General features: G+C 57.4%; 11 protein-coding genes and 1 pseudogene. 2 read left to right on the top strand and 10 right to left on the bottom strand.

Annotated features, from left to right (window positions below; translation table 11 throughout):
- Positions 1–28 precede the first annotated feature (28 nt).
- The 7 genes from AC5YUO_RS25430 to AC5YUO_RS25400 form a co-directional block, all read right to left on the bottom strand.
- Positions 29–715, bottom strand: a complete 687-nt coding sequence (locus AC5YUO_RS25430; protein ID WP_496156576.1) for an ABC transporter permease — start codon at positions 713–715, stop codon at positions 29–31.
- A 6-nt stretch (positions 716–721) separates the two neighbouring features.
- Positions 722–1,426, bottom strand: coding sequence for an ABC transporter permease (locus AC5YUO_RS25425; protein WP_496156854.1), 705 nt, complete (start codon positions 1,424–1,426; stop codon positions 722–724).
- A gap of 64 nt (positions 1,427–1,490) precedes the next feature.
- Complete coding sequence (locus tag AC5YUO_RS25420; protein ID WP_496156575.1) at positions 1,491–2,291, bottom strand: transporter substrate-binding domain-containing protein; 801 nt, start codon at positions 2,289–2,291, stop codon at positions 1,491–1,493.
- Positions 2,292–2,341: 50 nt separating this feature from the next.
- The gene (locus tag AC5YUO_RS25415; RefSeq protein WP_496156574.1) at positions 2,342–4,306 is read right to left on the bottom strand and encodes a DUF2817 domain-containing protein; all 1,965 of its coding nucleotides are present in this window, start codon (positions 4,304–4,306) and stop codon (positions 2,342–2,344) included.
- 109 nt (positions 4,307–4,415) lie between these two features.
- Positions 4,416–5,525, bottom strand: a complete 1,110-nt coding sequence (locus AC5YUO_RS25410; RefSeq protein WP_496156573.1) for an aminotransferase class I/II-fold pyridoxal phosphate-dependent enzyme — start codon at positions 5,523–5,525, stop codon at positions 4,416–4,418.
- Positions 5,526–5,582: 57 nt separating this feature from the next.
- Complete coding sequence (locus AC5YUO_RS25405; RefSeq protein WP_496156572.1) at positions 5,583–6,683, bottom strand: 2Fe-2S iron-sulfur cluster-binding protein; 1,101 nt, start codon at positions 6,681–6,683, stop codon at positions 5,583–5,585.
- Between the two features lie 11 nt (positions 6,684–6,694).
- Entirely contained in the window at positions 6,695–7,741 is a 1,047-nt protein-coding gene (locus tag AC5YUO_RS25400) for an aromatic ring-hydroxylating dioxygenase subunit alpha (RefSeq protein ID WP_496156571.1), read from the bottom strand.
- A gap of 124 nt (positions 7,742–7,865) precedes the next feature.
- On the opposite strand from AC5YUO_RS25400, the gene AC5YUO_RS25395 reads away from it, so the two are divergent.
- Entirely contained in the window at positions 7,866–8,783 is a 918-nt protein-coding gene (locus AC5YUO_RS25395) for a LysR substrate-binding domain-containing protein (protein WP_496156853.1), read from the top strand.
- Between the two features lie 110 nt (positions 8,784–8,893).
- Here the strand turns inward: AC5YUO_RS25395 and AC5YUO_RS25390 are convergent, their stop codons facing one another.
- Positions 8,894–9,400: a MarR family winged helix-turn-helix transcriptional regulator gene (locus tag AC5YUO_RS25390; RefSeq protein WP_496156570.1), complete on the bottom strand. Its 507-nt coding sequence runs from the start codon at positions 9,398–9,400 to the stop codon at positions 8,894–8,896.
- Between the two features lie 198 nt (positions 9,401–9,598).
- Complete coding sequence (locus tag AC5YUO_RS25385) at positions 9,599–10,372, bottom strand: cyclase family protein (protein WP_496156569.1); 774 nt, start codon at positions 10,370–10,372, stop codon at positions 9,599–9,601.
- 421 nt (positions 10,373–10,793) lie between these two features.
- On the opposite strand from AC5YUO_RS25385, the pseudogene AC5YUO_RS25380 reads away from it, so the two are divergent.
- A pseudogene (locus AC5YUO_RS25380) lies at positions 10,794–11,201 on the top strand (transposase); the annotation flags it as partial.
- 150 nt (positions 11,202–11,351) lie between these two features.
- Here the strand turns inward: AC5YUO_RS25380 and AC5YUO_RS25375 are convergent.
- Complete coding sequence (locus AC5YUO_RS25375) at positions 11,352–12,299, bottom strand: hypothetical protein (RefSeq protein ID WP_496156568.1); 948 nt, start codon at positions 12,297–12,299, stop codon at positions 11,352–11,354.
- Positions 12,300–12,643 lie beyond the last annotated feature (344 nt).

Raw genomic sequence — 12,643 nt, 5'->3', positions numbered from 1 at the left:
ATAAACTCTCGCAGCTTTAAAATGCCGCCTATCGCGGCAGGTAACGGGTAAGGTGAGCCTCAAGCATCCGGATGAGCATAATCAGCACCAGATTGATCGCCAGATAGAGCATGCCGGCGATGGTGAAGACTTCCAGAATTGCATAGGTTTGGCTCATCAATCGTTTTGCATGACCGGTGATCTCCAGAACGGTTATCGTGGATGCGAGGCTCGTTCCCTTGACAACGAGAACGAGTTCATTGCCGTAAGCTGGGAGCGCCTGTCTGATGGCAAGCGGAAACATGATACGGCGGAAACAGAGCATCCGCGACATGCCGCACGCTTGAGCGGCTTCGACGAGACCGCCGGGAATTGACATAAATCCGCCTCGCAAGATCTCGGACGTATAGGCCGCTGTGTTAAGTGCAAGCGCGAAAACCGCGCAATGCACGCCATCGCCGACCACCCACCACAGCAATGGATTGGAGCGCACGAAGGAAAGCTGCCCGAGGCCATAGTAGAAGAGGAAAAGTTGGACCAGGAGGGGCGTACCTCGAAAAACCGTGCTGTAGCCCTTGGCAAACCCTGCGACGAACCGACGCTTCGAAAGACGCATCACCGCTAGCGCGAGCCCAAGATTGAAGCCGATCGCAACTGAGACGATAGTGAGGACCGCTGTGAGCCAGAATCCCTTCGCGAGTGTCGGCACGGCGAGGTAAACCAGGTCGAGATTCATGGTCTATTACCTCTCACGGGGGCGCAACAGGCGCTCAATTCGGTCAAAACCGCCTTGGCTGATCAGCGTAATCGCCAGATATACGGCAGCGGCGATGATGTAGAAGATAAAGGGATGGCGGGTAGACCCGGCCCCGACGAAGGCAGCGCGCATCAGTTCCTGTAGGCCCACCACCGAGACGAGCGCGGTGTCCTTGATCGTCGTTTGCCAAACATTGTTCATGCCAGGCACTGCGATCCGCAGCATCTGCGGCGCGATTATGCGACGGAAGATGCGGCGTTCAGGAATGGCCAGCGCACGTGCCGCTTCGATGTGGCCACGAGGGATGGCCGCGAGGGCGCCGCGTACGACCTCGGTCGAATAGGCACCCGATATTGAGGCGATGGCAATTACTGCGACAACGAACGCATAGCCATTGCCAGCCAACCCCGCATAGCCGAAAGCCGCTGCGACGTTCGCCACAAATTGAACGGAAGAAAAGAACAGGAGGTAGATGATCAGGAGTTCCGGCACGCCGCGAACGATTGAAGTGTAGAAATCGACGATCAGCGTCAGCGGGAAAAGCCGTGCCCATTTGATAAGGCCGCAGGCAACGCCGATCACGATCCCGAATACCATGCTCGTTATGCCAAGGGCGACTGTGACGAACGCTCCGCGTAAGATCGCCGCGATCCACCCACCCTCCCACACCTGCCAAATGCCCAGTTCCATCTTTTCGCCCACCAGTTTTTCGGATGTGGTGTTCCCCGAAACGACGACGGGGAACACCCTGTGGTCAATGCTGGCAGGGGCGGGAAATGTCCGCCTTGAACCAGGTCTGGCTCGCCTTGCCAATGGAGCCATCGGCGACGAGTTCGCAGAGCGCCGTATCGATGCGGGCCTTCAGCTCAGGATTGTCCTTTGCAATGCCGACGCCGATACCTTCCCCCAGCGTCGGGTCAGACGAACTGGCGATCTTGACGTCGAGAAGCTGAAAATCTTTGGCTTCAGGTTTGGCAAGAAAATCGTGTAGTGCAGACTGATCGGAAAAGGCTGCATCGATGCGACCGCTGGCCAGGTCAATCTGCATCTGGTCGAGCGTATCGTAGGTCTTCAGGTCAACGCCCGGCACTTTCTTTTCAAGATAGTGCGCATGGGTGGTGCCGGCCTGGACGCCGACCTTCTTGCCATCGAGCGCCTTGACGAGACTATCGAGGTTCTTAATGCCCACGAGATCGGAGTTCTTAGGCGCCACGAATACATTGGCAAGCTCGGCATACCCGACCGAGAAGTTGATCTCCTTCTTGCGGTCTTCGGTGATCGACATACCCGAGATGATGACATCGAAACGTTTGGCTTTCAGCGCGGGAATAAGCCCGTCAAAAGCCTGCACTACGAACTGGCACTTCACCTGCAGCTTGGCGCAAAGCAGATTGCCGACATCTGCGTCGAAGCCGGTGACCTTGCCGGCTGCGTCGGCCATGCTCCACGGCGGGTAAGCACCCTCCGTTCCAATAGATAGCTGACCCTCAGCGGCCTGGGCTGCCGTTACATCGGCGACAAAAAAGGCGGTGAGCAGCAACGTTTTGAGCTTCATGTTTGGTTCCCCTGTTGAACGTTGGCAGTAACGTGCAGCGCGGACGGGCGTCAGAGCGTACGAGCCAGGAATTGGCGCATCCGCACCGAGCGTGGATTGGTGAAGACGTCCGCCGGCGCACCCTCTTCCTCCACCTTTCCTTGGTGGAGGAAGAGGATCTTGTGCGAGACCTCGCGCGCGAATTGCATTTCGTGCGTCACGAGGATCATCGTGTTTCCTTCCTCGGCCAGTTGCCGGATTACCCGCAGCACTTCGCCGACCAGCTCGGGATCGAGCGCGGAAGTCGGTTCGTCGAGCAGGATGAGTTTCGGGCGCATCGCAAGCGTGCGGGCGATCGCCGCGCGCTGCTGCTGGCCGCCGGATAGCTGGCCGGGATATTGGGCGTGCTTATCGGAGAGACCCACCTTTTTCAGCAACGCATGGGCGTGGTCAACGGCTGCCCGCCGTTCCTCCTTCAACACATGCAGCGGCGCCTCAACGATATTTTCGAGTACCGTCATGTGCGGCCACAGATTGAAGCTTTGAAACACCATGCCGACCCGCGAGCGGATGCGCTCGACCTGCCGCATGTCGGCGGGAACGGCACTGCCGTCCGGCGACCTCTTCATGTGGATTTGCTCGCCATCGATGACGATGCGCCCGTCGTTTGGCTGTTCGAGCAAGTTGATGCACCGCAAGAAGGTGCTTTTCCCCGAGCCGGAAGAGCCTATCATCGACACGACCTCGCCCGGCTGGGCTGAGACGCTGACACCGTTCAGCACGGGCAGAATGCCGAAGCGCTTGTGAATACCGTGCACCTCAATTGCCAGCTTCTCGGCAGCCTTCGGGCCGTTGACCTCCGAATTGGCGACGATGGTCACGGCTGCCGCGGGCGGAACTGTTTTTTCCGGCAGGGCGCCGCCGATTGCCTTGAGATCGACAAAGGCGCGGTCGAAATGGCGCAGCGATGTCTTGAGGCAGATCCGCTGCCAGTCTGCATCCTCGGGGATGAAGGCGGCGCGCAGGGTTTCCTTGATCCTGCGGCCGAGAGGCGTGTCGACCTTGCCGAACAGGTGAAGCCAGTTATCTGCCTGTACCGCTTCTGACACGGTGGCACCGTCCAGCGTGCCGCATTCGACCACCAGCGGCAGGACGCGGGCCTTCGGCAGCGCGGCTCGTACGGCCTCCGAAACGTAGCCGGTTGCGGTCGCGGCAATGCCGGTATCGGTGGCCGCGTTCGCCCCGGTTACGACGATGGAAAGAGCAGGACCGAAGATGCTGCGCCCCCAATCCAAGCCGGCATGAGCGGTTTCGGCGACGGACAGCAGCGCTGGATAGCCGTAGGGACCGGCACCCGTGTGCAGGTCGAAAACGATGACCTCGGATGCCTGCTGCGCGAAGGTCGTGAGGATGTCGATAAGGGTGCGGTTGGACCAGACAGGCCCATCGCCGCCAAAGAACAATCCATCCGAAAATTCGTACTGACCGGCTTCGATGATCGGAGCGACGCCGGCATACCCGCCGGATCGCCGCTTCGCCTCCTCATAGGCCTGCATCGCCGCATCGTGCGCCGGCCCCTCCAGCACGGGACAGACGAATGCGCCGTGCAGCGTACCATACCGATCGTTTTTCGGCGGCGTCTCCTGCCAGTTGATGAAGTTTCGGTTGAGATCGACATTGTCTTCATTCACCCGGCGCGACCACGCTGTGCCCCAGGGGTTGATGAGGTGGATCGCAAGGACGGCGGTATCGTCGGGAAGCTGCCAGGGAGTATTCTTAGATAGCCAGGCAGTCTGGCAGGCCGAGCCGAATGGCCCTTCGACCCCATGGGTGCCGGAAATCAGCACCATGAGCTTGCGGGCACCGTTGCGCCCGAGATAGGCGACATCGGTGGCAAGCCGTTCGCCATTAGGGCCGTGCAGCGGGTGCAGATATTCGACGAGGCTGGCCCCAGCGGAGCTTGCCACGGTCAAAAACCGGGACCGCAAGGCCGAATAGTCCCCGGCGAAGAGGCCCGATGGCGCTGAAAAAGTCATTTGGTTGGCCTCCCGGTTTGTTTTGTAAGAAATTGCGCTTCGCGCTCATTTTTTTGTTCCCACGGATCGTTCTTGATCCTTTTTTGTTTTGTTGAGTTGCAGCGCCCCGTCACCCAGAGAGCAAGAGACGGAGCGCGTCGAGGAAGCGGACGTTCTCGGACGGATTGCCGATCGTCACGCGGATGAAGGTCTCGAATCCCTTTTCCTTCCAAGGCTTGATGATGATGCCCTGCGATAAAAAGTGATTCTGCGCGAGCTGGCTGTCACGGCCGATGTCGATGAAAAGGAAATTGGTCTGCGACTTGGCAACGGTAAACCCCAACGCCGTGACAGCGTCGGCTACGCGAATCCGCTCGCGCTTCAATCCAGTGACCGACGCGCGCATCCACGCCTCATCCTCTAAGGCAGCCAGTGCAGCGGCCTGCGCGGCGGCGTTGACGTTGAAAGGGGTCTTGGCAGCGCCTAGGGCGCGTGCAACGCGCGTATCAGAGGTGACTGCATAGCCCACCCGCAGCCCTGCAAGACCGTACGCCTTGGAAAACGTGCGCAGCAAAACCCAGGAGAGGTTTGTCGCTCGAAGGGTTGCTAACCCGTCAGGCATGTCCACGTCGGTAAACTCGAAATACGCTTCGTCGAGCACCAGGAGGGTCTGAGGTGCGACTGCAGCCAGGATCCGCCCCAGGCTTTCGCGGTCGAGCGCCGGTCCAACAGGGTTGGAGGGAGAGGAGAGAAAGAAGATCGCAGGCGCTTGCCCGAGCATAGCGATGATCGCCGGCACATCGAAATCGAGATCCCGCCGCATCGCCACCTTTTCCACCCGTGCGCCGGTGGCGAGCGCTTCGATCTCATGCAGGCCGAAGCCGGGACAGAGCGTGACCACGAGAGCGTCGGGCGTGACCACGGCGCGGCACACGGCCGCGATCATTTCTTCTGAGCCATTGCCGACCACGATCCGGTCGGAGGGAACGCCGAGTTTTTGGCTAAGGGCTGCGCGTAATTCCGTACAGGCCGGGTCGGAATACCGCGACGGATCAAGGCGCGCCAGCGCTGTTGCCGCAAGCGGCGAACAGCCATCGGGGTTCTCGTTACTGGCTAAAGCAGCAACGTCCTGACGGCCACAATGTTTTCGAGCGGCCTCGATGTTCATACCGGCATTATAGGGCGGGAGGGCCGCGACATGGGGATTGAGTGTTATCTCGTGATCAATCGCATCTGTCATAGGTTCTTCCTTCGGTGATGACAGGTCGTAGTCCAACGCAGGCTTCCCGCCGGGTAGTCAAAGATCAAGAACGATCGAGGATTTCGGACGGGTACAGCAGAGTAACACCCGGTCACTTGCAATTTCGTCGAGTGGTTCCTCAAAATAGCTGACCTCTCCCGAAATCAGTCCTTGTTCGCAGGTTCCACAAACTCCTGCACGGCAAGAGAATTCGGGTTCGATCCCATGCGCTTCCAGGAACGAAAGAAGAGAGTCGCTCTCACCGTCCCAAGCCAGATCACGCCCCGATTTCTGAAGGACGATGCGGACGCCGTCTGCGTCAGAGGCAGGGTCCGGGACAGTCGTTATCCTTGGCTCCAGGGTTGCCGGGCCCGTCTCCGACAATAGACTGGCGGGCCCGAAGAACTCATACGCGATACGCTCTTTGCGTATCCCGAGCCCTGTGAGGATGCCGAAGAGAGCCTGCATGAATGGCGGCGGGCCGCACATGTAGACGTCGTAGTCATCCAGCGGCAAAAGCCTCTGGAGTGTCTCGCGATTAATGAAGCCTGTCGAATGACATCGCGTCGAATGAAGCTCATCGTTTTCCGCAAAACGATAGCAGTAGTGCACTGCGATGCCCGGTCGGAGCGTTGCAAGATGGTCGACTTCCTCGCGCAACGCGTGAACAAGCGCGCTGTCGCAGGCGTGTAGGAACCAGACCGGGCGATCGCTTTCGCTTGCCAGCACGTTCAACATCGAGACCATCGGCGTTAACCCGACGCCGCCAGAAAGCAGCACGACGGGCCGACTGCTCGTCGCGTCCAGCTTGAAAGCGCCGCGTGGCAGATCGATTTCGACGACAGTGCCGGTTTCAATTTCGTCATGCAGCCAGCAAGAACTCAATCCCGGGGGAAGACCATCCTGCGGTGCGGCCTCGCGCTTCACAGTAATCCGATACGTGCCCTCTTCGCGCGGCGACGAGGAAACTGTGTAATTGCGCAAGGCGTGTCCGCCTTTCCCGTCAGGAACCCGGATCGTAAGGAACTGGCCAGCTTCAAACGGGCGCCAGTCCTTTGGGTTGACCGGCGCAAGTTGGAAAGATGTTATGGTGGCGCTTTCACGAACCTTCGAGGTGACCTCGAAGCGGCGGAAGCGCGAGGCCGCGACATCTTGCATCCGATCGTTCCTCATTCAGCAGCCTGGCTGACGGGCTCTGCCTGCGCCTCGGCAGCGATCATCTGCGCTAGCTTTCGCCTGAAGCGCATCGGGCCAACATCGATCTTGAGGTCAAGGTTCGGCGTCTGCATGTTGGCCATGCCGTGATGGACGGCCTCCAGCACCACCCGGTCCTCCTCGAAGGCACCGCGCACGGACTTGGCGAAACGGGCCGAGACCTCGGCATCGTCGGGCGCGAAATTGCGCATCTGGAACCAGTAGTACTTTGTGCGGTTCTCATCGACCGGGGTCATGAAGTTGTAGCTGTCCATCAGGAAAGTGTTTTCCGGCAACGCCTCGCCTTCGCCGCCTGTATGCGCCGGCGCGAAGATCGCCTTGATGATCGCGTTGCTTGGATAACGGACCTCGTAGTGCTGCTTGCGATCGGTATTGCCTTCGAACTGAAGGAAAGGTGCATAAAAGGGCGCCGGCTCGGAGTCGATCATCCAACGCCAGACCGTGACGCCGTCCTCCTTGACGGTCGTCTCCAACGGTGTTTCCTCGCAAGCGGAGCTTGCAAAGGACGATTGGTGGACCCAAGCGACATGCGACGGATCAAGCAGGTTATCCGTCATGTAGAGGTAATTGCAGTTGAGAGTCATTGACTCGCCGCGATTGATGCCCCAGGCGGGATCTTCGAAATGCTCGACCTCGAAGATATCCTTCGGGTCCGCCTTCTCGGCCGCGCCCATCCAAATCCACAAGAGGCCGTAGCGCTCGTGGACTGGAAAGGAGCGTACCTTGGCGACATGGGGAATGCGCTCGGCGCCTGGCACGCGGGTGCAGGTACCGGAACAGTCAAAGGTCAAGCCGTGATAGCCGCATTCCACGTCGTCGCCCTTGATGCGGCCCATGGAGAGCGGCAGCTTCCGGTGGGGACAGGCGTCCTCCAGAGCCGCGGCCTTGCCGTCCTGCCGCCGATACAGAACAATATTTTCGCCGAGAATCGTGACGGGCTTCAATTCGCGATCGACCTCGTGATCCCACGCTGCGACGTACCAGGCATTCTTGAGAAACATCTCGACCTCCCTTGCGGTTTGTTAATTGAATGTTCGCGGTTTTTCTCGCGCTAACAAGTTGCCTGTTGCTGCGTTCTACTTTAGAAAAGCTAAAAAGTGGAGCGCTGAGGAGGAGGGCGTGGCCATGTCTAAGCCATCATTACGTGGTTTGCAGGCCTTCGAGGCTATCGGACGGTGTGGCTCTGTTAGCGCCGCCGCGGAAGATCTCGGCGTGTCGCCTGGCGCAGTCAGTCAACTTGTCCGCAATCTCGAGCAATGTCTTGGTTTGACGCTTCTGGAGCGTCGTGGAAGACGTGTGGAACTGTCCTCCTGGGGCCGGTTGTATTACCGCGAGGTCGGCAAGGGTTTCCAGCAGCTTTCCCATGCTGCCAATGTCCTTACGCGAGCAAGGAACGATACCGGCATTGTACTCAGCGCCCTATCATCTGTGGCGAGCAGATGGGTCAGCCGAAAAATATTCGATTGGCATTCCCTCTGTCCGGATTCGAATGTGCGGATCGTCGGTCAAGAGCAAGAACCAAAGCTCAGCGAGGGAGAAGTCGATTTCCGCATTACCTACGGCAGACGTTCTCATGCGCATGACCATGTGGCGCATCTCTTTACCGATTGGGTCGTACCTGCTTGCGCGCCTGCCCTTATCGCGAACCGGGTCCTGGGCTGTCCTCAGGATATTCTCACCTTTCCTTTGCTCAATGTGGAATGGGAGACGGACTACAAGGCTTCGCCGCAATGGAAGGACTGGGCAGGTCTCATCAAGGCAGACGGGCAGCAGACCTTTTCAGGTCTGTCATTCACCTTGTCGAGCAGCGCAATCGACGCCGCCGCGAACGGCAGGGGTTTTGTCCTTGCGCAGCTTTCTATGGTGCAGGAAGAGGTGGCAAGCGGTACTTTGATCGTCCCCTTTGACCTCCGTATGCAGTTGGGGGAAAGCTACTTCTTGGCGTGGGACCGGGCTGCATTGGAGAAGCCGTTTGGGCAAAGGTTTCACAAATGGATCGTCAGCGTTGCGAAACAACAAGATACCATGTCTGCGCATCGGTGAGCCATTTCAAACCAAACACCCCAGACGGACGTTGACCGGTCCACTCCTGATATAAACCCCGTCGGTATCAACAAGATTATTAAATAGCTCGCCTCAAAGCATCACGGCGATCAGAGGTCGTGTTTTTGTACGTTTCGCAACACCTTATGCAAGGTTGCAATAAATGCTCGATATTCCTCTTCTTCGACGCCCTGAAACATTCGCTGAAATTTCGAGTAGAGAGTCGGCCACACCTCCTCAAAACATAGCCTTCCCTCGTCTGTGATTGATACATCGCGTACTCGCATATCATCGGGCCGTGGCTTTCGCCGGATTAGACCCTGCTCCTCGAGCGCGTCCAATATCCGGCTCATGGTCGATTGCTCCGTGACCGCAAACACCGACAGCTCGTTGATTGTCAGAGAAGAAAAGACGTTAAGAACGGCAAGCGTTCTCATCTTCACGGTCGACATATCCTGCAATTTGAGCTCGTCGGCGAGATCTGCGTTCCACCGGGCCGTGACGCGATTAAGAATATATGGGGCGAAATTGCTCAAACCAATTTCGCCGAGGCTTGGAAGGCTTGCGCCTTGCTCGTCCGCCTTCACTAAGAATCTACCCGAAAAACCTAGCTCCATGTAACCTTCATCCTAGTGGCGTTTGTTCACGGCCTCGAATTTCTTCTTGAAAGTCTTTCTACAATGCCGAACACTGAGGGTGCTTAGCTTGTGCAGACGCTAGAAGCCAGCAAAAACCGGCGCTGGGTCGAAAGCGCCGGTCCGTCATCACACATGCTCCGGTCAGTTCCGCAACGACGCGCTCTAATGATTCTCCTCTTAGCCCACCAACGCGAGCGCACGCACGGGTGATCCCGTGCCTCCGACGATTTTTAACGGTGCCGCAATGAGGATTGCCCCTTTCGCGGGAAGCTGATCCAGGTGGCTGAGACTTGCCAAGCCGTATTTGTTGGCTTTGTGCAGGAGATTGTGTGCGGGAAAGGGCGGGTTCATCGTGCCGGCACTCCCGGCGTCCGTTCCGACCGTTTCCTGTCCCCATCCGATAATTCCCTTGGAAAGTAGATACTCGATGGCCTCCGCCGTCGGGCCGGGCGAATGGGGCCCCTTTGCATCGGCGTTCAGAAAAGTCTCGGATGATCCGTTCCTCTTATACCAGTCTGATCTCAAAAGGACCCAACTGCCCGCCTCGATCGCTCCATATTCCGCTTCCCATTCCTTGATGCTGTCGATGGTCAGAAGATAGTCCGGGTTCTCCACCACGTCCTTGGACCGGTCAATAACATTCACCGGCGCAACAAAATTCTGCGGTTGGATCGTGTCGGTCGTATTGGAGCTATGGTCTCGACCCGTGATCCAGTGACAAGGCGCGTCGAAATGCGTACCAGTATGCTCGCCAAGCTCCAGCCAGTTCCAGGCCCAGAAAGGACCGTCATTGTCATAAGCTGAAATCTGGTGAACCGTCACTTTCGGCGTGTTTTTTCCAAATTCGGGCGGCAGATACAAAACGGGGGTGTCAGGGCCTAGCGGTGCGGTCAGGTCGATGACTTTGACGGTTCCATTGATGAGGCCAGCTGCGAGATTGGCAAGTTGCATATTCTTCCTCCCAGAAGATTTCAGGTTGGCAAAAGCGAACGAAGGTCCGCAAACATCTGCAGCCTAACCGAGAAATATGCATACGCAAGCATCTTAATGGCTATTCGTTCGATGCTGGCTCCGACTTCTAGTTCTTTTGTGCGGCAAGATGTATGCAAATGGGTGTAAGTTCCACCTTCTATTCCGCCTCCAAGTGCGCCAGGGACAGCAGAGGTGGCTCGGGAAATCTGCACAACGGGGATAAGTGGAAGTTCTGCCTGACTTCGGCTTAGATGCCGGGAACAGGAGATACCATGACGAGACGACCGCGCCGGAACCACAGTCCGGCTTTCAAGGCGAAGGTGGCACTGGCCGCCATTCGGGGAGAACAGACGCTGGTGGAATTGTCCCAGCAGTTTTACGTGCACGCCAACCGTCGTGGAGGAGGGTTCTGTCCTGGCGATTGTCGATCACGATGGAAGCAGCCTTCTGCATCGAAGCGGTCGAGGAGGCGCTGGCCCGTTACGGCAAACCTGACATATTCAACACAGACCAAGGCTCGCAGTTCACCTCCATCGACTTCACGGCCGTGCTGAAGAAGGCGGAGATCGCCATCTCGATGGATGGCAAGGGCGCATGGCGCGACAACGTCTTCGTCGAGCGGCTTTGGCGGTCGATCAAATACGAAGAGGTCTATCTCCACGCCTATAAAACAGTATCCGAGGCTCCCGCTGGCATCGGCCGCTATCTGACCTTTTACAATAGCCGCCGCCCACATTCATCGCTTGACCGGCAGACGCCGGTTCAGGCCCACTTCAACGCGCTGACACCAATGATGGTGGCGGCATAATCGAGGCCGAAATCCACTTAGCGAAACGCCCGAAACTGTCCAGACAAACCGAGCCACCTCTATTGGAAAACCACCGGCTTGAATAATAAGTTTTTGCGTTCAATTTACGCGCTCAAAAACGTTGTGCTCTTGCGGATAATGGCCCGAACGTCAAACATTGATATTCTGAATTCTCTCTATTTCATTGGCGATCCTCAAACGAACGCGCTCCGGGACCTTTTCAGTCTGCGACATAACCAACGCCCGGTCGAAGTAATCCTCTGCTTCATTCGAATCATACCGTTTATGCGCGTCTGCCAGCGTCAAACTGAGCGTGATACGAAGATAGTCCGTTTCGAGACGGCCATCGGTGTTGTTTTGCAAAGTCGCCTCTGTGGCCTTCAGTCGCGAAATCGCAATGGACAGGGCTTTTTTATTGGATGGCATCCGGGCGAAAATGCAACTCGCCAACCCGGCTTGAGCTTGGACGTTTCCGATAAGCTGTGCCGAACAATCCTCGTAGAATTCTGTTGCGGTATCGTGGTCCAATCCGATCAATGCCGTCAGTTTGAAAATACAAAAATCGGTTTCACCCGAGACGGATGGCAACTCACGTTCCATAATTCCGATGATTTCAAGCGCCTCGTTAAAGTCTCCGAAGGCAAGTCTGTCAAACACATCCCGGCCCAATTGGAGCTTGCGGACATCGCTGATGGCGACCCGTGACGCCCATCGTTCCCGCGCGGCATCGACATTCCAGCTTCCGTCGAAGATGGATGGAAGATCCGCTTTTAGATCGTTCGGGTCTCCCATCCAGATAATTGAGTTCGAGTTGTCGATCACAAAAGCCGCAGGCAAGCCGGCTTGTCCACTCGCCTCCAGCCACGTCCTCGTGATCAACCCTCGGAATAACGCCGAACTCTGCGAGCCCGGTTGTTCCAAGGCAAGCATCGCTTTTGACGGCCCTTGCTCGATAGCCAAAGCGCAAGCGTTCGTATCCCGTACCATTACCGCGACACCGTGACACGGCACGTTATGTTCAGCACCGATCTCAGCGAGTTCCTGGACGATAGGAAGGCATCCGCCGCAGTCAAGATTCCACAAAACTACGAAGCTCAATCGATCGAATCTTGTTGGAGTGGCTGCGGGGCCACTTACTCTTAGCGGAGGAGCCTGATCCTTCGGCAGAAGACGGGTAGCTTGCACGGGTCGCTCCTGCAATTCAGCACTCAAAACAAGCAAACGTTTCCAAATGGGCCACCACTGGGAACACAAAAGCAATCGGCGGTCATCCCGCAATTAATAGACCAGTGGCAGGGTTGACCTTGCGGGCACGATGCCATCGCTCTCGGCATGTCTTCGTCTTCCTGTTGAACATCAACATCGGAAGAATCACCTGAGCGCGCCGCTACATTGTGAACCAGTGATCCCGAAGTGACCAAAATACCGGGTCCCTTCAAAGG

The sequence above is a fragment of the Agrobacterium sp. LEGMi-208b genome, assembly GCF_059511785.1.
The sequence above is the reverse complement of the archived record's forward strand: the minus strand, read 5'-3'. Positions and strand labels throughout refer to the sequence as shown.

Bases quoted from the DNA above. Each gene is read 5' to 3' on its own strand.
- AC5YUO_RS25400 (WP_496156571.1), bottom strand. From the start codon at position 7,741: ATGTTTCTCAAGAATGCCTGGTACGTCGCAGCGTGGGATCACGAGGTC.
- AC5YUO_RS25390 (WP_496156570.1), bottom strand. From the start codon at position 9,400: ATGGAGCTAGGTTTTTCGGGTAGATTCTTAGTGAAGGCGGACGAGCAA.
- AC5YUO_RS25420 (WP_496156575.1), bottom strand. From the start codon at position 2,291: ATGAAGCTCAAAACGTTGCTGCTCACCGCCTTTTTTGTCGCCGATGTA.
- AC5YUO_RS25415 (WP_496156574.1), bottom strand. From the start codon at position 4,306: ATGACTTTTTCAGCGCCATCGGGCCTCTTCGCCGGGGACTATTCGGCC.
- AC5YUO_RS25425 (WP_496156854.1), bottom strand. From the start codon at position 1,426: ATGGAACTGGGCATTTGGCAGGTGTGGGAGGGTGGGTGGATCGCGGCG.
- AC5YUO_RS25395 (WP_496156853.1), top strand. From the start codon at position 7,866: ATGTCTAAGCCATCATTACGTGGTTTGCAGGCCTTCGAGGCTATCGGA.
- AC5YUO_RS25405 (WP_496156572.1), bottom strand. From the start codon at position 6,683: ATGCAAGATGTCGCGGCCTCGCGCTTCCGCCGCTTCGAGGTCACCTCG.
- AC5YUO_RS25385 (WP_496156569.1), bottom strand. From the start codon at position 10,372: ATGCAACTTGCCAATCTCGCAGCTGGCCTCATCAATGGAACCGTCAAA.
- AC5YUO_RS25410 (WP_496156573.1), bottom strand. From the start codon at position 5,525: ATGACAGATGCGATTGATCACGAGATAACACTCAATCCCCATGTCGCG.
- AC5YUO_RS25430 (WP_496156576.1), bottom strand. From the start codon at position 715: ATGAATCTCGACCTGGTTTACCTCGCCGTGCCGACACTCGCGAAGGGA.